Below are 18,333 nucleotides of genomic sequence, written 5' to 3' on the forward strand. Positions count from 1 at the left end.
AGAAGGGAAGCCCATGTCTGGTCGTTATCATCTTTTGCCGTGCCTCATAGCCTGCATGGCGCTTCCCGCCACGCCCGCTCCGGCAACCACCGTCAGCTTCAGCGGCGTCGTCGCGAACCTGTGCGTGCTCACCCTGACCACGCCGGGCCTGATGGGCGTCTCGAACGATGGCACCCTGCTGTCGTCGCGGGAAAGCGGCGGCCTGAAGGCGGTCCTGGCGGTCGTCGCAACCGGCACCAACCCGCAGCTGTCCTTTTCGGCGCCGCAGCTGACCGGCCCCAGCGCGTCCACATCCAGCGCGACGACATTGCTCGGCTACACGTCGCTGGGCGGCGGCAACCGCGCGCTCAGCGGGGGTGCGTCCAGCTTCACCGCCAACCGCCTGCTCGATACCGTCACCATAGACGGCGCGGCGCTGAACAGCACCGGCTTCGTGACCGGTACCTACACGCTCAGCTCTACAGTGACCTGTCAGCAATGACCCGTCGGCTCCTGACCGGGCTGATCGCCGCCTTGCTCGCTGCTCCAGTCGGGGCGGTGGGCTTGGGGCCGCTCAGCAAGACCGGTGTAATCGACGGTCCCTCGCAGGCTTTCTACCTCACCCTGCTGAACCCCTACGAGACCGCGACCGAGTTCCGGCTCTATCCCGTCGGGCAGGAAGATGAGGAAAGCCAGGCGCGGGTCGACGTGTTTCCCTATGCGCCGGTGCTGGCGAGCCGGGCGACACGCCAGATCCTCGTGATCGCCAACGGCCTGGCCGTCGGCGAGACCTATCAATTCCGCGTCTGCGCCGAGCGCGCGACGCCGCCACAGGGGATCGCGATCAATGCGCGCGTCTGTTCGAAACTGTCTGCTCGCCGCATCGCTTAGTCTGGCGCACGGCGCCGCACTTGCCGGCACCAGCGGGCTCTATCTGCCCGCCCCGCCCACCGGCCCCGGCGGCGAGGACTCGATCGAGACGAGCTCCGGCACACGCTGCCGCCAGAGCATCAACTCGAACGGCTCCTATCTCGATGTGGGTGTGACCGGCAGCGCCGGCACACCGGTCGATCGCACGCTGGGCGGCCTCGGCTTCTTTGGCAACGATACACGTGATCAGGAAGCGACTGCCTATGCGCGTGTCACGATCCCGCTCGGCGCCAAGCCGAAGCGGATCGACTGCTCGCACATCTACGAGCTGGAGCTGACCAAGTTGCGCCGCGAGGTCGAACTGTTGCGGCTCGGCGCGCGCTGAGCCGGGTCAGGCGCGCGGATGGGCGTTGCGATAAACGTCCATCAGATGTGCCGCATCGACGGCGGTGTAGATTTGCGTCGATGACAGGCTGGCATGGCCCAGCAGTTCCTGCAGCGCGCGCAGATCTGCGCCGCGGCCCAGTAGATGGGTCGCGAAGCTGTGGCGTAGCGCGTGGGGTGTCGTACGTTCGGGCAGCGACAGCCGCTTGCGGGCCGCCCGCACCGCCCGTCGTACCAGATCGGCGGACAGCGGCCCGCCCTTCGCCCCCCGGAACAGCGGCTGATCGCGCGCCATGCCCCAGGGCTGCAACGCAAGATACTCTTCGACCGCCGAGCGTACCGGCGGGATCAGCGGCACGATCCGCGTCTTGGCGCGCTTGCCGGTGACGGCGACGGTTTCGCCCAGCGGCAGCACAGCGCCGGTCAGCGATACCGCCTCGCCCACGCGCAGCCCCGCGCCATACAGCAGCAGCAGCACGGCCCGGTCGCGCGCGGCGATCCATGGCTGGGCGGCGTCATCGGAGACGTCATCGGTCAGTGCGGTCACCTCGTGCGGCGCAATCGGCCGCGGCACGCCTGGCTTCACCCGCGGGCCGCGCAGGCGCGGCACCGCCCCCCCCTCGCCCGCTACATAGTTCAGGAACCCGCGCACCGCCGAAAGATCGCGCGCGGCCGACGCATTGGCCAGTCCCGCGCCGCGCCGTTGCGCCAGGAAAGCGCGCAGGTCGGCGGCCTCCAGGCCGGCGAGCATCGCCTGATCCACATGCGTGCCCCGATACTCGCCGAGAAAGCTGATCAGCCGGTGCGCCGTCGCGACATAGGCTCGCACGGTATGCGCCGATCGCCGCCGATCGCGTGCCAGATGCACGCCCCATTCTGCCGCCAGCTGCGCGGCCGGGTGATCGCCCGAAAGCCCGTTCACCCCTGCAGCCAGCGCGCGACGGCGCGCGCCAGGATGTCGCCGAGGAACATCAGCAGTTCGGAGCCATGCCGCGTTTCGAACCCCTGCGCGCGGCGCTGACCGAGAGCGAGCACGCCTGCCGGCAACGGCGGTGTACCGCTCAGCTGCACCAGCGCTTCGGCGCGGATCAGATCGGAAGCTGGCCCGAACAGGGGATGGCCACGGCCGACATCGCGCAACAGCACCCCATCGACCCCCGCCAGGGAATGTTCGAGGATCCGGGCATCGACCAGTTGCAGGCCGCCCATATCGGCGCGCATCCCGCGATCCCCGGCCCACAGCGCCAGCGCGACCGCATCGACGCCCAGCAGGTCGGGCCATTGGTGGGTTACCACATGGATCAGGTGGTCCAGCCCTTCGGCATCGACGGCGGCCAGCACCGCGCGGTGGATCGCGGCGACCGCGCCGGAATGGCCGCGCGCAAACGCAATGAGGTCCTGGTTGGCCTCCTCCACCTCGGCGACGCGGCGTCGTAGCGACGCCACCGCACCATTTTCGAATTCGATCACCTTGCCCATCGACCGCGATGGTAACCGAGCCCGGTTAAAAGAAAACGCTCGATTTCCCGCTTCTGCGACGGATCGTCACTGCCCGGCGCGCTGCTGTTGCTGCCGCCGCCATTGGCGCACGGTGCACCCCGTCATCCCGCCCGGCCCCGACGTCGAACAGGATCCGATGCCCGATGCACCCTCGTCCAGCAGGGCGTTGCGCTCGCGGCTGACGCTGTCGACATCGCCGGCCGGATCGAAACCGCGGCTCTCGGGCAGGCGATAGGCGCCCTGATCGCCCGGGCGACCGCATACAACGATCTCGTCGCCCCGCGCACCGGCGCACTCATCGTCCAATATGTCGATCCGGCCCGGCATCGCGGGGATCGGATCGATCGGGATCGGTACGCGCACGCCTGTCGGCTCGGCCATGGCCAGCAGCAGGGCGAGCGCGGCGATCACCCGATGCTCTGCCCGGTCTTGGCCCAATCGGCCAAGAAGCCCTCGATACCCTTGTCGGTCAGCACATGATTGAACAGTGCGCGGATCACCGCCGGCGGCGCCGTCATCACGTCAGCGCCGATCTTGGCGGATTCCAGCACATGGATCGGATGGCGCACGCTGGCGACCAGGATCTCCGTGCCGAAATCATAATTGTCATAGATGGTGCGGATATCGGAGATCAGCTGCATCCCGTCGAACCCGTTGTCGTCATGCCGGCCGACGAACGGCGAGACGAAGCTGGCCCCCGCCTTGGCCGCCAGCAGCGCCTGGTTGGCCGAGAAGCAGAGCGTGACGTTCACCATCGTGCCGTCGTCAGTGAGCTTCTTGCACGTCTTGAGCCCGTCGATCGTCAGCGGCACCTTCACCGCGACATTGTCAGCGATCCGGCGCACGATCTCCGCCTCGCGCATCATGCCTTCATGGTCGAGCGCCACCACCTCGGCGGAAACCGGTCCGGGCACGATCTTGCAGATCTCGGCCACGACCTCGAGGAAATCGCGACCGGCCTTGTGGATCAGCGAGGGGTTGGTGGTCACCCCGTCGAGCAGGCCGGTCTCGGCCAGGTCCGCAATCTCGCGCGTGTCGGCGGTGTCGACGAAGAATTTCATTGAAGCGGCCTTTCGGGCTTTGCGATTCGAACCGCGCTATAGCCGGGCCGGAGGGCGAACCGAACCACCCACCGCCGATAAGCCGGGCCTTCGATTGCTTGCGCCGGCCAAACTACCGCGATGCCGCGATTATTCAGCCTCGACGCCGCACCCCTCAACGACCCGTTAACCATTAGCGGCTAACCTGGGATCGACGGGTCGGCGCTTGGAACGACGACCGCCAAGTCCATGCCGGAGTTCGACCGCCCATGTCCCCCGCCCAGATCGATCTCGTCCATAACAGCTTCAAGGCAGCCGCCGCGAAGGGAGACGAGATTGCGCGGCGCTTCTACGATCAGCTGTTTACGATCGCCCCCGACACTCGGCCGCTGTTCGGCGAAGACATGACCGAGCAGCGCTGGAAGCTACTGCTCACCCTGGGCAATATCGTGTTCAGCCTCGACGACCTGGAACTGCTGGTGCCCAGCGCACGGGCGCTGGCGGTACGCCACGTCCGCTACGGCGTGACGACCGAGCATTATGACGCAGTGGGCGCCGCGCTGATTGCAGCGCTGGGCGAGACGCTCGGCACGCTCTTCACGCCCCCGGTGCGCGCCGCGTGGGAAGCTGCCTATGGCTTGCTTGCGACGACGATGATCGAGGCTGCCGAACAGCGCCTGCGCGAAGTGCCGCGCGCCGCCTGAGCGGACAGCATCGGGCAATCGGTTTCAATTCGTCAGCCCAATGTCGCGTATCCGCGCTGCGCTGCCGCCCTTTCAATCTGCATCAGCTGACCGCACACAAAGAGCTGGTCTATCGATGCGCATTCTTCGAGATGCGCTGTCGCTCGCCATTCCTGCCCATCGCCTCGGCCAAGTCGATAGAGTCTCGTCAATCTGATCCGGAACGCGGTGGAGGCCATGGAAGATCGGCCTGCCAGGCGACTGGACATCTGGTCGGAGACGGTTGGCGGCGATCGTCGGATCTACGTGCGCGACACGGGATCGGGCATCGCACCCAATATCGCCGAGCGGCTCTTCACCCCTTCACCACCAGCAAGACCGATGGCCTGGGCGTGGGGCTGATGATCAGCTGCACGATCCTGGAAGCCCATGGCGGCACGATCGGCGTCCTCGAGACGGGAACCCAGGGAACGACGATGTACGTCCAACTGCCGGGCCCGACATCGTTAAGCCCCAGCTAGCAGAGCTTCGTCGGGATAGGGCTGCTGCCCTCGTCGGTTGCGGTGGTGACCCCGGAGAGACTCGAACTCCCGACCTTGAAATTAGGAATTTCCTGCTCTGTCCTGCTGAGCTACGGGGCCATTCGCATCCCCTACCCCGGCCCTCATCGGTGGGCAAGAATGACGGTCTGTCGTCCCTATCAAGATCCAAATTAGCAGCGGTTGTCGATTGAGTTGCCTGACACGGTCGGCATCGTCAGCGCTGTCGGATTCAGCGCACGCCCCGCCGCAGCGCTTCGGCCTTTGCGACTGCTTCGGGGAAATGCCCGGCGGTCAGTCGCCCAGCATAGCTTGGGCCATCGTTCCAGCGAACGCCCGTTGATATGTCCGGAATGATGCCGCTCACTTCGTTGCTGCCATCTTTGCGAAGACGCGCGCAATTCGGCATCTCAAGTTTTGCGCCGCTGTGCGTGAGCGTGACGGGATCATTGCCATAGAGATGGCCACACCCTGCCCCTCCGGTTCGCGTCCCCATCACGATGGCCGCCCCGTTATCCTGCAGAAGCGCGGTGAACTGCTCGGCGGCGGACCAGGTCTCGCTATCGACCAGGACGATGACAGGCCCTGCCCAGACATGATCGCGATACGGAAATTGCGACGCGCTGAAGACATCGACGCCCCAAGGCCGACCATCAAGCCGGCCCGCTGGCAGTTCGCGCAACAGCCCACTGGCATAGCCGGCCTGGGCCGTACGAGCGCAAGGGCTCCGGGTGCACGGCTTCAGCCCGTCGGCTACCGCATCCGCCTGGCGGGCGAGGTCGAGCAGCATCGATCGATCGGTCGCCGGCGCTGTGCCTGCTTCGCGGCGCAGTTTGGCCGAGAGCGCGCGCCACCGCGCCACCCAGGCATCTCCGCGGATCACGTGGACCGGCGCCGACCGAAGTGCCACGGGCGCGATGATCCGTGCCGCCGCCTCAGACCACTCGGTACCACCGCCGTTCCGGGTCAGATCGACCAGAAGCACTTCCGCCCCCGCCGCCCGCAACCGTTCGACCGTGTTGATCAATGCGCGCGTCAGCAGGGCGAAGGCTTCGGTCAGGACCCGGTCCTCGCAGGCCTCGTCACAAGGTCTGTCGATGGCAGTCCGGGTGAGCGCTACGGCCTGTTCGCAGAGCACGGGATAACCTTGCGGGGAGAACACCGCCAGGCGGACCACGCCGACCGCCTTCTCATCGACATCTACCCGTCCTGCCGGGAACGGACCTCCGGTCTCGACCGCGCGATAACCGGGGATCGATACGGCCGTCCCAGGCGTCACCTGCCCGGCATCATATCCCCGGGCGGCACAGAAGGTCGCGATGGTAGCGGGCACGGAAGCGGTGGGCGTCGCACGTCCTCTTGAAAGCGGGCGCGGCCAGCGCAGGGCCAGGTGGCCGTCGTTGAAGCGCTCGACCAGCCTATCCATGGCACGTCGCGCGCCCGCATCGTCGCCGCTCTCGCGGATTTCGTCCGCCGCGCGAGAGAACCACCGGTCGAGCGACACCTCGCGTTCGGATACGAGCCATTCGAGGTTCGGATAGTCGCGCTCGATGGCGGATCGAAACTGTCCGAGATCGTCCAGCCAGGGCGCCGGGTCCCACGCGGGGGCGGCGGCGATCAAGAAGAAGGCCGCCAAGCACAAATTGCCCAAGCCGAGTTTGCGCTTCATGGCTCCCCTTTCGACAGGCAGGATGCATAAACGGCGTTAGCGGCCGACGAAAGGTGCTCGGCGCTCGCTTAGCGCTCCAGACCGCCGGGGGGATTCATGATCGAATGGTCAGAACGCCATCTTGACGCTGGCTCCCCCCAATCTCGACCGATCGGCTGCGATCGAGCCGCCATGAGCGAGCGCCACCTGACGGGCAAAGCTAAGGCCGACGCCGGACCCGTCCTTACGCGTCGTGTAGAACGGCAGGAACACGTCTTCACGGTGTTTTTCAGGGATGCCGGGGCCGTCGTCAGAGACTTCTAGGACGCTATGTCCGTGCCGTAGCGCATGCACGCCGACCTCACACCGTTTTGCCCCGGCGAGAGCGGCGTTTCGGATGAGGTTGAGCATCACCTGCGCGAGCAGGTCCGGGTCGCCATCGATCTTGGTCCAGTCAGGCTCGACGACGGCTTCGATCGCCATCGCGCCGATCCGCGGATCGGCCCGAGCCAACTGCAGCACCTCGTCGACCCAGCCCCGAGCAAGGAAAGCGCGGCGGCGGACGTCCGGCGACGCCGCAAAGTCCCTGTAGCTCGCCACGAAGCGCAGGATGCTCCCGGCGCGCGCCGCCACTGCATCGGCCGCCGCACTTGCATCCGTCAGCGCGCCCGGATCGCCGTCCCGTGCGGCGTGGACGAGATCGGCGCTCGATTGGGCCAGCGACGTCACCGGGGTCAGCGAGTTCATGATCTCATGGGTGAGAACGCGGACCAGATCCGCTTGCGCCGTCAGTTCCAGCTGCCCAAGCTCGGTCTGTACCTTCAGGACGGAGACGACGGTCGTGTCGCGACCCAGCCGCTCCAACCGAGCGGTGCCGACCAGCACATGCTGCGGCATGCCATCCAGCACGATCCGGGTCAGCCGGCGCCCGCCCGGCGGCAACGCCAAGGTGGCAGCGAGTTCGGCACCATAGACTGCCAGATCCTCGACATGGGTGACGACCGGATGATCGAACAATCGCCGCGCCGCCTTTCCGAGCAGGGTCACCCGGCCATCGGCATCGATCGCGAGCAGCGCGACCGGCGCATCGTCCAGCGCCGCCGCCAGGAAACTGATTTCGTCGGCCAGCCCGACCTGCCGGTCGCGCATCGCCTTCAGCGCCGTATCGAGCGAGTCCCCGATCACGTCGAAACCGGCGCCGGACAGGCCGCCGAAGCGCTGGGCATGATCGCCGAAACGCAATGCTTCCACGAAGCGGGCGAGCTCGCGATTGGTATGACCGATGTAGCGCCACAACTCCCACAGAAGCGCGAGTGCGCCGACGCTGGCGACGATCCGCACTGCCCCGAGATCCGGGACGGAGAACGCAGCGACCATCGCGGCGATCGCGGCCGCCAGCGCAGCCGTTCGCCAGGCCAGACCGATCTCGAACCGCCGCCTAAAGGCCATGCTTCTCCATGCGCCGATACAGCGCGCCGCGGCTGAGACCGAGTTCGGTTGCCGCCAGTGAGATGTTGAAGTTATGCCGCTTGAGTGCCGCTTCCACAGCCTGCCGTTCCTGGCGATCGAGGTTCAGATCGGGCGCCGTCGACCGTGCGACCTGCACGCGAGCGACGGTGTTGGGCATCGGAAAATCCTCGGCCTCCAGAACATCGCCCTCAGCGAGGATGATCGCGCGTTCGGCGGCATGGCGCAGCGCGCGCACGTTCCCCGGCCAATCATGTTCGGTCAGCCGATCGAGCGCCGCATCCCGAACCGGGCGCGATGGCTTGCCGTACTTGCGGGCGTAAAGATCGAGATAATGGGTGAGGAGCAGCGGGATGTCCTCGCGCCGCTCGCGCAACGGCGGCAGCTCGATCTCCACCGTGTTCAGGCGAAACAGCAGATCCTGACGGAACCGCGCTTCGTCGGCCAGCACATCGCGATTGCAGTTGGTGGCCGCCACGATCCTGACATCGATCGGCATCGCGCGATTGGAGCCGACTGGCGTGACCTGGCGCTGTTCGAGCGCGGTGAGCAGCTTGGGTTGTAGGTGCAGCGGCAAGTTGCCGATCTCGTCGAGGAACAGCGTGCTGCCATCGGCAGCCTTCATCCGACCGATCCGATCACTGCGCGCATCCGTGAAGGCGCCCTTCACATGGCCGAACAGCTCGGAATCGAATAGAGTTTCGCTGACGACGCCGAGGTCGACGGTGACGAGCGGCTTTTCGGCGCGCCTGGAATAGGCATGCAGCGCCCGGGCGACCAGTTCCTTGCCGGTTCCATTCTCGCCGAGGATCAGGACGTTCGCATCGGTGGGTCCAGCGCGTGCGATCAGCGAATGGACGCGCGCCATTGCCGGCGAGTTGCCCAGTAACGGCGAGGCCAAGGTCGATGGCGATATTTCCCGGTTGCGGCCATGTTCCAGCCGGGCCTCCCGCCGGCTACGCGTCAGGGCGGCGGCGCTGCGCACGGTGGCTGCCAGCCGGTCGTTGGCCCACGGCTTCATGATGAAATCGGTGGCGCCGCGCTTGATCGCTTCGACCGCGATCGAAACGCCGCCATGCGCGGTGATGATCACGACTGCGAGGTCGGGATCGGTCGAGACTACCCGATCGAGCCATTCGAAACCCTCGCGCCCATCGGTTGCGCCCCGCGCGAAGTTGAGGTCGAGCAGCAGGACGTCGGGCGCACGCTCGGCGATCAGCGCCGGCAACCGGTCCGGTCGGTCGAGCGCCAGCACCTCGTCGAACAGATCGCGGAGCGCCAGGCGGGCCGCCAAGCCGATGTCGTCATCGTCATCGACGACGACGGCGAGAGCGAAACGAGTGGATTGGGTCATGCTGTTCGCATCCGGTCACGAAATGTCCGGATCCGCACAGCAAGCATCGCGCCAACTCTATCCCGCAGATGCCCCGTCGAGTGCGGAGCCCGATTGGCACGGTCGATGCACAGTGTTCCAGCAACAGCAACCGAAGTCGAAAGGACCTGAGACATGAGCAAGGATCTGTTCCGCGGCGCTCTCTTCATCTGGGGATCGATACTCTGCAGCGTGGTCCTGGTCGAGGCATCGGCCGGCCAGCAGTTCACGGCCCTGGCCGCGATCGCCTGATGTCCGGAAACGGACAGTCACTGTCCGGGGGCGGACAATGAGCGTTCACGCGATGGACCGGGCCGATACCGCCACGACCGCGGTTGCCGGCGGTGCGATGGATCGGGTGATCGAGACCAAGCGGATGGACCGACGCATCATCTATGTCGGTGCAGCGGCCGCGGTGATCGCGATCATGATCCTCGTCTGGCTGTTTGCGCCACGGGCTGGCGATCAATCTGTGCCAGCGGAACGGCTGACGATCAGCGCCGTGCAAAAGGGCGTGTTCGACGATTTCCTTCCGCTGCGTGCACGCTCGACCCCGTTGGTCACCGTGTTCCTGGACGCGGTCGAAGGCGGCCGGGTCGAGCAGGTATTGGTAGAGGACGGCGCAACCGTCACGAAGGGTCAGTTGCTCGCCGTCTTGTCCAATTCGGATCTGCAACTGAACCTGCTTGCCCGACAGGCGGATGTCAGCCGCGAAATCAATTCGATGCGCAGCCAGGAATTGGCGCTCACGCAGGCCGCGCTTTCCAACGAGCGCGCCGTGCTCGAGGCGGACCTTGCGACGCGCAAGGCGCAGCGGCAATATGAGATGCAACGCCCCCTGGCCGAGCGCGGCTTCGTCGCCGGTCGAACCTTCCGTGATTCTCAGGATGACTATCTCTCGAACCGCGATCGCCTGGGCGTCTTGCAGCGCACCCGCCGTGCCGATGATCGCCTGCGTTCGAGCCAGCTTGCCCAGCTGAAGGCATCAGCCAATTCTCTGAACGCAAGCCTTGGGATCGCCCGCGCCACGCTGGACGCGCTCAACCTCCGCGCGCCGGTCACCGGCTCGCTCAGCGGCTTTTCGATCCAGCTTGGCCAGTCGCTGGAACGCGGCGAACGGCTCGGCCAGATCGACAGCCCGGGCCGCAACAAGCTGGTTGCCGGCATCGACGAATTCTACCTTGGTCGCGTTCAGGTCGGGCAGCGCGCGAGCGTCGATTGGAACGGCAAGACCTATCGCGCGAAGGTCACCAAGATCTATCCGCAGGTCCAGAACGGCCAGTTCAACGCCGACCTGCAATTTATGGACGCCGAGCCCGCCGACCTGCAACGCGGCCAGACGCTGCAAGCGCGCCTCACGCTGGGCGATCCCGCCCCTGCGCTGCTGGTCGCCAACGGCGCCTTCTACAACGATAGCGGCGGAACCTATGTCTTCGTGGTGGACCCGGATGGGGGGACCGCGATCAAGCGCAGCGTTCGGCTGGGCCGCCGCAACATCAACTCCATCGAAGTGCTGGACGGGCTCTCCCCCGGCGACCGCGTGATTACCTCCTCCTACTCCGGTTTCGCCGACAAGGATCGGCTGACCATCACCGAAGGAAAATGATGATGCTCACCATGCGCCAGCTCTCGCGGGTCTACCGCACGGAAACCGTCGAGACCGCAGCGCTGGACGGGATTGATCTCGATATCGCCGATGGCGAGTTCGTCGCGATCATGGGCCCTTCAGGCTGCGGAAAGTCGACCTTGCTCAACCTCATCGGCATGCTCGACAGTCCGACGAGCGGCTCTTACGTCTTCGCCGGCCAGGAGGTGGCGACGCTGTCCGAGGCGCAGCTGGCCGAGGTCCGCAAGCAGAGCATCGGCTTCATCTTCCAGAGCTTCAACCTGATCGACGAACTGACGGTTCGCGAGAATGTCGAGCTCGCCTTGCTATATCATCAGGTTCCCGCGGCCGAGCGTCGCGCCCGGGCCGAGCGCGTGATGGATCGGGTGGGCATTGCCCACCGCGCCAAGCATCGCCCGAGCCAGCTTTCGGGGGGCCAGCAGCAGCGCGTTGCGGTCGCACGGGCCCTGGTCGCCGAACCGAAGCTGATCCTGGCCGACGAGCCTACCGGCAACCTCGATACCGCGCATGGCGAGGATGTAATGCGCATGCTCCAGTCGCTGAACGCCGCCGGCTCGACCATCGTGATGGTGACGCATTCGCCGGCCCATGCCGATTATGCGAGCCGCGTCGTCAACATGCTGGACGGTCACATCCTCCAGGAACGCCGGCGCGCCGCCTGAACCCATAATCTCTCGTCCGGAGCCTACGCTATGTGGCGCAACTATCTTTCCGTCGCCTTCCGCGCTCTCGCCAAGAGCCGTGCCTATGCGGCGATCAACATCGTCGGACTGGCGATCGGCATGGCCGCGTGCCTGATGATCCTGCTCTTCGTGCGCTACGAGACGAGCTTCAACGCATCGGTGCCGGGCGCGGAGAACGCCTATCAGATGCAGACCTATTTCACCGATCGCGAGACCGGTGAGACCGACCAGCTGCAGATGGCGGCCTACGTCACCAAGGGCGCGCTGCAGAAGGATTTTCCGCAGATCGAGGATGCGGTCTATTCGCTTGCGACCGGGCCGATCGCGTTGAAGGACGGGCAGGCCTACGAAGTCGACGACGCCCAGTTCGTCGACGGCAATCTGTTCGACATCATCCGCTTTCCGTTCGCGGCCGGCGATGCTGCGACAGCCCTGTCACGCCCGGGCCAGGCCGTGCTGGGTGAAGCGGAAGCGATCCGGTTCTTCGGCGGCACTCAGGCAGCGATGGGCAAGACGCTGACTCTGGTCTCGCGCGGTAAATCCATGGATTTCACGATCACCGGCGTCGTGGCCGGGCCGAGCCGGCAATCGCACATGAAGGTGACCGTCGTCGCCCGGATCGACATCGCGGCCTACAGTGCCGAACAGCCGCAGTTCCTGACCAACTGGGGCTGGCAGTCCGGCTGGGTCTATGTCCGGCTGAAGCCGGGCACCGACGTCGCTACCATCAACGGGCAGATGGCGGCCTTCAAGAAGCGCAACATTCCCGACGACGTCTCCGGCACCCAGCGCACCAATCAGGGTGACGGCACCGATTTCGCGCTGGTCAACATCCGCGACATTCACCTCGGCAAAGCGCAGTCGGGCGCGATGACCCCTGGCAACGACAAGGGATCGATCACGACATTCGCGGTCGTCGCGATCCTGATCCTGGGCATGGCTTGCGTGAACTTCACCAATCTCGCGACTGCTCGGGCGAGCCAACGGGCACGGGAAGTTGCAATGCGCAAGGTGCTCGGTGCGACCCGGCGCCAGCTGGTTATCCAATTCCTGAGTGAATCGGTGGTGGTCGCCGCGGTGGCGATGATCCTGGCGCTGGCCGCCGTCGAGCTCGCGCTGCCCTTCATAGCCAATTTTCTCCAGGCCGACCTCACGCTGCGTTATTTCGGCGCGGGCGGCGTGCTGCTGCCGGTGCTGGCGCTGGTCCTGACCGTCGGGATCGCCGCCGGCGCCTATCCCGCCTTCGTCCTCTCCGGCTTCCAGCCCGCGCGCGTGCTCAAGGCGAATAAATCATCGGCCGAAGCGCAGGGCTCCGGCCGGCTGCGCAACATCCTGGTCGTCGGCCAGTTCGCGGTGTCGATCGGCCTGATCATCTGCACGGCGGTCGTCTACGCCCAGACCGTGTACGCGCGCACCACCGACCCGGGGTACCAGCGCGACGGCCTTATCCAGATCGAATCCGTTGCCCGCCGCCAGACCTGGGCGGGGATCGACGCCTTCATCAACGAGGTGAACCGGATAGACGGCGTCGTCTCCATCGGCCGCAGCACGATCGGCATCAACACCCGCAACAACACCAACAACGGCATCCAGGTACCCGGCCGTACGGAGCCTGTCTCGATCGGCTCCTATTCGGTCGATACCGGGTTCCTCCCGACGATGGGCGTCAAGCTGCTGGCCGGTCGGCTGTTCGACGAGGCGCGCCCGAAGGACGATGCCTCGACCCCGTTCCCGCCCGACGAGGCAGCCGACAGGGCGCTGGCGGTGCGCGGAATCAACGTCGTCGCCAACGCGCTCGCCGTGAAGCGGCTCGGCTTCAAGAGCCCGCAGGATGCCGTGGGCCAGACCGTCCTGACCAGCATCGACCAGGATCTCGGCGGTGTCATGCCGACCACCATCATCGGCGTCGTTTCCGACGCGCGGCTCCGGTCGATCCGCGACCCGCTCGATCCGATCCTGTTCCGCTTCGAACGGAGCGGCCATGGCGCGTTGCTGATCCGCTATAAGAGCGCGGACCCGGCCGCCGTGAACGCGCGCATCGAGGGCATCTGGCGTCGCCACTTCCCGGAAGTCCCCTATGACGGCAGCTTCAGCGAGGAGATCGTCGGCAAGCTCTATGCCGCCGATGCGGCGCGAGCGCAGATGTTCGCCGGGTTCGCGGTCCTTGCCGTGATCATCGGCTGCCTCGGTCTGTTCGGCCTCGCCGCCTTCACCGCGGAGCGCCGCACCAAGGAAATCGGTATCCGCAAGGTGCTCGGCGCCCGCACGCGCGACATCATCCGTCTCCTGGTCTGGCAGTTCAGCCAGCCGGTGCTGATCGCGAACCTGGTCGCGTGGCCGGTCGCCTGGTGGGTGATGCGCGGCTGGCTGAACGGATTCGACGTCCGGATCTCGCTCAACCCACTGCTGTTTCTCGCAGCGGGCGCGCTGGCGCTGTTGATCGCCGTGCTGACCGTCGCCGGCCATTCCTACCGCATCGGGCGGGCCAAGCCGATCCATGCGCTGCGCTATGAATGAGGCGACGGTGCCGATAGCTCGCCGGACGCTGCTGTCAGTCTAACGCGAACTTGTCTCGGTGGGACACACGTCGCTCTTGAAGGTGGCAGCCTAGCTCGCAAGGCCTTGCCACTCCGCCAAGGCGGCGGAGCGTCGTTCCCGGTAGGCTTTGCGATCGATGAGATGGCGCTCGAGGTTGAAGTGATTGTGGACGTTGGCGTGGACCGAGGCGAACTTCTGCAAGCTCTTCATCTGGCAGAACCGCAGCATCGCCCGCTCCCTTCGTCGGAACGGAAGATGGCTGTTCTCGACCCGGCTGTTCGCCCAGCGACCGACCTCCTGACGATCGCGGCAGCCTAGCTCGTCCATCGCCGCCCCGTAGCTGCGCAAGCCGTCGGTGGTGATCGCTTTGGGTGAGCCGTGGCGCCTGAGTGCCTTCTTCATGAAGGATAGCGCCGCCGTCTTGTCGCGGCTCTTCGTCACGTAGCTCTCGAGCACTTCCCCTTCATGGTCGACGGCCCGCCACAGGTAGACCATCTCGCCGTTCAGCTTCACGTACATCTCGTCCAGGTGCCACCGCCAGTGTCGGAAGCCACGCATCCGGCTCACCCGCGCCCGGCGGCTGTCACCGGCAAACAGCGGACCGAACCTGTTCCACCAGAGCCGCACCGTCTCATGGCAGATGTCGATCCCGCGCTCGAACAGCCGGTCCTCGACGTTGCGCAGCGACAGCGGGAAGCGGACATACATCAGCACCACCAGGCGGATCACCTCGGGCGACGAGTTGAAGTAGCGGAACGGCGATGCGGGTTTGCAGGCACGGGGCATGGTTCTGCCCTTACCCTGCTCGCACAGCAGGCGCATTTGGTTTGACAGAGCCGCTTGAGACCCACATCCGGACATTCAGCTGACCAATAGCGGTGCCTAGAAGCAGACATCCGTTCATCTCGACCGCGGCTGGTTTCAGACAGCATGTAGCCAAGCAGGAGCATCGGAGCAGTGGCGGCGCGCGGCTTTAATCAGTCGTCCGGCCCGGGATAACCCACGAACGGCATCGAAAAGTCACCGTGAAAAGGCACTTACCACCGGACATTCTGGACCATCCCGCGGCAGGGCGCAGCTGTGTTGTTCCGCTGCGCCGGTAGCAACGAGACGCTGGCCAGCTTGGCCGCCGCGACGGCATCGAACAAGCCGGAAGGCTGGGAAGCGATGATGCGCGTTCCCTTAATCTTTCCAGTCGCAGACACCGTCAGTTCGATCGAGGTCAGGCCGCTGACGTCACGGCGGAGGAGATCCTTCGGGTAATCGTCAGAGGTGAGTGTGTCCACAGACGGCGGGATGGAAGGAGGCTTCAGCTGCGTCAGTGACCAGATAGAATTGTTGCACAGGATTTTTTAACTCTGCGGCAGGAGTTCCGCGATGCTGGCCGCTAAATCCGCGTTCCTGAACGGCTTGGTCAAGCGCGGCAGGTCGGGGTCGATCCCGTCGACCTCCGCATAGCCGGAGACGATCAGCACTGCCAATCCAGGATCCATTGCGCGTGCTTCATGCGCCAGATCCGCACCCGTCATGCCGGGCATGAGGTGATCGGTGATCAGAAGATCGGGCATCTCGCCGTTCTGAAGAAGACGCAGCGCTTCCTGAGCGTTACTTACCTCCACGACCTCGAACCCGAGATCATGCAGCATTTCCGCGGTGCTCATGCGCACCAGTTCCTCATCATCGACCAGGAGGGCGGTCCCGCGGCCGAACGACTTGCTGGCGCGGTCTGCTGGACCGCTTTCAACCATGATCGGCTCTGCGCTCACTGGAAGCCAGAGCGCCACCGTCGTGCCTTCGCCTAACTGGCTTTCTATAGTCACTCCGCCACCAAGCTGCGCCGCGAGGCCATGCACCATTGACAGGCCGAGGCCCGTGCCCTTCCCGATGCCCTTGGTCGAGAAGAACGGCTCAACGGCGCGAATAAGCGTCGCCTCATCCATACCTACGCCGGTGTCCCGCACGCTGAGCCGAATATAATGGCCGAGCTTCAACCCGCCCGCCTGAGGCGCCCTGACGCTCTCCCGGCACGCAGTGATGGTAAGCTGCCCACCGTGCGGCATCGCATCGCGCGCGTTCACGGCAAGGTTCAAAAGCGCCATCTCGAGCTGATTAGCGTCTGCTTGGGCCGGAGCCAGATCGGCCGCGAGATCGACCTGAACGTCGATAGCCGGTCCGACGGTGGAGCCGATCAGACCTGCCATCTCATTCACGAGAACAGGGATGTCCACGGCGGTCGAGCGGAGCGGCTGGCGCCGCGCGAAGGCGAGGAGCCGCTGCACCAGCGTCTTCGCTCGCTCGGCAGATTGCAGGGCACCGTTGATCAGCCTTCGTTCGCGCTCGTCGCCCAATTCCTTGCGCACAAGCATGTCCAAGGAGCCGATGATAGGAGTTAGAAGGTTGTTGAAGTCGTGTGCCACCCCGCCTGTCAGGCTGCCCATCGCTTCCATCTTCTGGCTTTGACGCAGCGCGTCCCGTGCCAGCTCGAGTTCGGCTTCTCGCGCCTTTGTCTCACTAAGGTCGCGGCCGACAGCCACGAAGTTGAGGCCGTCTGGCTCCGGAGCGACCGTCCATTCGATGTGCTTCCAAGACCCGTCTTTTGTCGCGATGCGGTTTTCGAAGCGGGTAGGCAGTCCCGTCTCTCCCATCTTCTCGATCGCAGCCAAGGTCGGCGGCATGTCCTCCGGATGCATGAAGGTCGCATAGCCGCGGGTCAGCAGCTCGGTTTCGTTCCAGCCCAAGATCGTCTGCCAGGCGGGGCTTACCGCCGACATCATCCCGGTAAAATCGGCCCGAGCAAACATGTCCTGCGAAAGTGTCCACAGCCGGTCGCGTTCAGCGCGTGCCCGCTCGACGGCAACCTTCACACGTTCAGCGGCTTCCTCGATCAGGCTTTGCTCGGAGGCAGTCCAGTCGCGCGGCGTCGCGCTCTGCACAGCGAGCAGTCCTACCTGACGTTCATCCCGGAACAGCACCACATCAATGAACGCCCCGACCTCGCGCGTGCGAAGGCCAGCGCGCGCCTCTTCGTTCAGTCGCTCATCGCCTGGCACATCTCGCATCACGATCGGAGTGCCCTCACGATAGGCGTTCAAGAGATCGGGACCGAACGCCTCGAGAGAATGCTCCCCGACTATCGACGACACGCCATCAACGAAGTCGCGCGATACGGTCATCGTCCCATCGGCTATCTCCGCGTAGAACACTCGATTTGCGCTGAGGTGCACGCCGAGACGGTCGGCCGCTACGCTGGTGATCTCCGCGGCGGTGCTCAGCGGGCGAAGAGAGTCGGCGAGCGACAGCAGGAAGTCGGACCGGCGCTCCGCAGCCACGCGCTCCGTGGTTTCAGCGAGAAAGCATATGACGCCTGCGGGATCACCGAACGCATCGATCACCGGTGAATAGTCCAGGTCCATCCAAACCTGTTCCGGCCGTCCATTTCGGTGCAGCGTGAGTTCCTGATCGCGGTAGCGCAGGGTTCCGCCGGCCAGCCCCACTTTCATGACGTTGTCGTTAAAGTCGGCAACTTCTGGCCAGCCCTCGCGCACGTTGGAGCCGAGCAGCTGAGGATGACGCCCGCCTGCGAACCCGGAATAGGCGTCGTTGTAGAGCATGACGCCCTCCGAGCCCCACAGCATGACGATGGGTACGGGTGATCGAAGCAGTATTGCCGTTGCTGTCCTGAGACACTCGGCCCACTGCCCAATCGGTCCAAGTGGCGTTTGGGACCAGTCCCTCGTCGCGATCAACTCGGCGCAATTGCCTCCGCCTTGCAGGAAGGCCAGCTTGGCAGCGGATGAGCGGGTGCAAGCTGTGGCTTCAGCCGTGGTAGGAAAGGATGCCAAGTAACATCACCAATCGAGCGGGCAGGACGGGGCACGCTAGCATACCTTCATGCACCGTCGATAACGCCCGGCACAATCGAGGCCACAGCTCAGATCCCGTCAGCCAACTCCTCCTGCACTCGCGCAAGGCCGACGCTGAGAGCGGAAATGCGCACAAGCTC

The 18,333-nt window shown here is 65.3% G+C and carries 17 protein-coding genes, 1 tRNA gene and 1 pseudogene; 8 read left to right on the forward strand and 11 right to left on the reverse strand.

The window, feature by feature from the left end:
* Positions 1–55: 55 nt before the first annotated feature.
* Genes ABC347_RS08630 through ABC347_RS08640 form a run of 3 tightly spaced genes read left to right on the forward strand, consistent with a single transcriptional unit; the run spans position 56 to position 1,234 of the window.
* A complete protein-coding gene (locus ABC347_RS08630; RefSeq protein ID WP_413245328.1) occupies positions 56–481 on the forward strand; it encodes a hypothetical protein in 426 nt (141 codons plus the stop codon).
* The gene (locus ABC347_RS08635) at positions 478–870 is read left to right on the forward strand and encodes a hypothetical protein (RefSeq protein WP_413245329.1); all 393 of its coding nucleotides are present in this window, start codon (positions 478–480) and stop codon (positions 868–870) included. Before ABC347_RS08630 ends, ABC347_RS08635 begins: the two co-directional genes overlap by 4 nt.
* Complete coding sequence (locus ABC347_RS08640; RefSeq protein WP_413245330.1) at positions 827–1,234, forward strand: hypothetical protein; 408 nt, start codon at positions 827–829, stop codon at positions 1,232–1,234. Before ABC347_RS08635 ends, ABC347_RS08640 begins: the two co-directional genes overlap by 44 nt.
* 6 nt (positions 1,235–1,240) lie before the next feature.
* On the opposite strand, the gene ABC347_RS08645 is transcribed toward ABC347_RS08640, so the two are convergent.
* The 4 genes from ABC347_RS08645 to fsa all read right to left on the reverse strand — a co-directional run bounded on the left by ABC347_RS08645 (position 1,241) and on the right by fsa (position 3,794).
* Positions 1,241–2,155 carry a tyrosine recombinase XerC gene (locus ABC347_RS08645; protein ID WP_413245331.1) on the reverse strand — a complete coding sequence of 305 codons (915 nt, stop codon included), beginning with the start codon at positions 2,153–2,155 and terminating at the stop codon, positions 1,241–1,243.
* A complete protein-coding gene (locus ABC347_RS08650) occupies positions 2,152–2,712 on the reverse strand; it encodes a DUF484 family protein (RefSeq protein ID WP_413245332.1) in 561 nt (186 codons plus the stop codon). The genes ABC347_RS08645 and ABC347_RS08650 overlap by 4 nt, the downstream gene beginning before the upstream one ends.
* Before the next feature lie 66 nt (positions 2,713–2,778).
* Positions 2,779–3,144: a hypothetical protein gene (locus ABC347_RS08655; protein ID WP_413245333.1), complete on the reverse strand. Its 366-nt coding sequence runs from the start codon at positions 3,142–3,144 to the stop codon at positions 2,779–2,781.
* Positions 3,141–3,794, reverse strand: a complete 654-nt coding sequence (gene fsa, locus ABC347_RS08660) for a fructose-6-phosphate aldolase (RefSeq protein ID WP_413245334.1) — start codon at positions 3,792–3,794, stop codon at positions 3,141–3,143. The genes ABC347_RS08655 and fsa overlap by 4 nt, the downstream gene beginning before the upstream one ends.
* 248 nt (positions 3,795–4,042) lie before the next feature.
* Between fsa and ABC347_RS08665 the strand changes: the two genes are divergently transcribed.
* The gene (locus ABC347_RS08665) at positions 4,043–4,477 is read left to right on the forward strand and encodes a globin family protein (RefSeq protein ID WP_413245335.1); all 435 of its coding nucleotides are present in this window, start codon (positions 4,043–4,045) and stop codon (positions 4,475–4,477) included.
* A 216-nt stretch (positions 4,478–4,693) separates the two neighbouring features.
* Positions 4,694–4,977 (forward strand): annotated as a pseudogene (locus ABC347_RS18260) (ATP-binding protein).
* A gap of 43 nt (positions 4,978–5,020) precedes the next feature.
* Here the strand turns inward: ABC347_RS18260 and ABC347_RS08680 are convergent.
* The 4 genes from ABC347_RS08680 to ABC347_RS08695 all read right to left on the reverse strand — a co-directional run bounded on the left by ABC347_RS08680 (position 5,021) and on the right by ABC347_RS08695 (position 9,464).
* Positions 5,021–5,097, reverse strand: a tRNA-Arg gene (locus ABC347_RS08680).
* Between the two features lie 130 nt (positions 5,098–5,227).
* On the reverse strand, positions 5,228–6,664 hold the full coding sequence (locus tag ABC347_RS08685; RefSeq protein WP_413245336.1) for a S41 family peptidase: 1,437 nt from the start codon (positions 6,662–6,664) through the stop codon (positions 5,228–5,230).
* Positions 6,665–6,772: 108 nt separating this feature from the next.
* On the reverse strand, positions 6,773–8,092 hold the full coding sequence (locus tag ABC347_RS08690) for a sensor histidine kinase (RefSeq protein ID WP_413245337.1): 1,320 nt from the start codon (positions 8,090–8,092) through the stop codon (positions 6,773–6,775).
* Positions 8,082–9,464 carry a sigma-54-dependent transcriptional regulator gene (locus ABC347_RS08695; protein ID WP_413245338.1) on the reverse strand — a complete coding sequence of 461 codons (1,383 nt, stop codon included), beginning with the start codon at positions 9,462–9,464 and terminating at the stop codon, positions 8,082–8,084. Before ABC347_RS08695 ends, ABC347_RS08690 begins: the two co-directional genes overlap by 11 nt.
* A gap of 307 nt (positions 9,465–9,771) precedes the next feature.
* On the opposite strand from ABC347_RS08695, the gene ABC347_RS08700 reads away from it, so the two are divergent.
* The 3 genes from ABC347_RS08700 to ABC347_RS08710 are packed head-to-tail and all read left to right on the forward strand — an operon-like array spanning position 9,772 to position 14,309.
* On the forward strand, positions 9,772–11,088 hold the full coding sequence (locus ABC347_RS08700; RefSeq protein ID WP_413245339.1) for an efflux RND transporter periplasmic adaptor subunit: 1,317 nt from the start codon (positions 9,772–9,774) through the stop codon (positions 11,086–11,088).
* A 2-nt stretch (positions 11,089–11,090) separates the two neighbouring features.
* Positions 11,091–11,771: an ABC transporter ATP-binding protein gene (locus tag ABC347_RS08705; RefSeq protein ID WP_413247022.1), complete on the forward strand. Its 681-nt coding sequence runs from the start codon at positions 11,091–11,093 to the stop codon at positions 11,769–11,771.
* A gap of 30 nt (positions 11,772–11,801) precedes the next feature.
* A complete protein-coding gene (locus tag ABC347_RS08710) occupies positions 11,802–14,309 on the forward strand; it encodes an FtsX-like permease family protein (RefSeq protein WP_413245340.1) in 2,508 nt (835 codons plus the stop codon).
* Between the two features lie 90 nt (positions 14,310–14,399).
* Here ABC347_RS08710 and ABC347_RS08715 read toward each other — a convergent pair whose 3' ends face one another.
* The 3 genes from ABC347_RS08715 to ABC347_RS08725 form a co-directional block, all read right to left on the reverse strand.
* On the reverse strand, positions 14,400–15,116 hold the full coding sequence (locus tag ABC347_RS08715; protein WP_413245341.1) for an IS6 family transposase: 717 nt from the start codon (positions 15,114–15,116) through the stop codon (positions 14,400–14,402).
* Positions 15,117–15,367: 251 nt separating this feature from the next.
* Positions 15,368–15,616, reverse strand: a complete 249-nt coding sequence (locus ABC347_RS08720; protein ID WP_413245342.1) for an energy transducer TonB — start codon at positions 15,614–15,616, stop codon at positions 15,368–15,370.
* Positions 15,617–15,682: 66 nt separating this feature from the next.
* The gene (locus ABC347_RS08725) at positions 15,683–18,076 is read right to left on the reverse strand and encodes a PAS domain S-box protein (RefSeq protein WP_413247023.1); all 2,394 of its coding nucleotides are present in this window, start codon (positions 18,074–18,076) and stop codon (positions 15,683–15,685) included.
* Positions 18,077–18,333 lie beyond the last annotated feature (257 nt).

This window comes from Sphingomonas canaveralia (assembly GCF_047238125.1).
Lineage (GTDB): Bacteria > Pseudomonadota > Alphaproteobacteria > Sphingomonadales > Sphingomonadaceae > JBDFMH01.

What these genes read in the sequence shown, in the direction of transcription:
- ABC347_RS08630 (WP_413245328.1), top strand. Translation starts at nt 56, where the DNA reads ATGGCGCTTCCCGCCACGCCCGCTCCGGCAACCACCGTCAGCTTCAGC.
- ABC347_RS08635 (WP_413245329.1), top strand. Translation starts at nt 478, where the DNA reads ATGACCCGTCGGCTCCTGACCGGGCTGATCGCCGCCTTGCTCGCTGCT.
- ABC347_RS08640 (WP_413245330.1), top strand. Translation starts at nt 827, where the DNA reads ATGCGCGCGTCTGTTCGAAACTGTCTGCTCGCCGCATCGCTTAGTCTG.
- ABC347_RS08650 (WP_413245332.1), bottom strand. Translation starts at nt 2,712, where the DNA reads ATGGGCAAGGTGATCGAATTCGAAAATGGTGCGGTGGCGTCGCTACGA.
- fsa (WP_413245334.1), bottom strand. Translation starts at nt 3,794, where the DNA reads ATGAAATTCTTCGTCGACACCGCCGACACGCGCGAGATTGCGGACCTG.
- ABC347_RS08665 (WP_413245335.1), top strand. Translation starts at nt 4,043, where the DNA reads ATGTCCCCCGCCCAGATCGATCTCGTCCATAACAGCTTCAAGGCAGCC.
- ABC347_RS08685 (WP_413245336.1), bottom strand. Translation starts at nt 6,664, where the DNA reads ATGAAGCGCAAACTCGGCTTGGGCAATTTGTGCTTGGCGGCCTTCTTC.
- ABC347_RS08690 (WP_413245337.1), bottom strand. Translation starts at nt 8,092, where the DNA reads ATGGCCTTTAGGCGGCGGTTCGAGATCGGTCTGGCCTGGCGAACGGCT.
- ABC347_RS08695 (WP_413245338.1), bottom strand. Translation starts at nt 9,464, where the DNA reads ATGACCCAATCCACTCGTTTCGCTCTCGCCGTCGTCGTCGATGACGAT.
- ABC347_RS08700 (WP_413245339.1), top strand. Translation starts at nt 9,772, where the DNA reads ATGAGCGTTCACGCGATGGACCGGGCCGATACCGCCACGACCGCGGTT.
- ABC347_RS08705 (WP_413247022.1), top strand. Translation starts at nt 11,091, where the DNA reads ATGCTCACCATGCGCCAGCTCTCGCGGGTCTACCGCACGGAAACCGTC.
- ABC347_RS08710 (WP_413245340.1), top strand. Translation starts at nt 11,802, where the DNA reads ATGTGGCGCAACTATCTTTCCGTCGCCTTCCGCGCTCTCGCCAAGAGC.
- ABC347_RS08715 (WP_413245341.1), bottom strand. Translation starts at nt 15,116, where the DNA reads ATGCCCCGTGCCTGCAAACCCGCATCGCCGTTCCGCTACTTCAACTCG.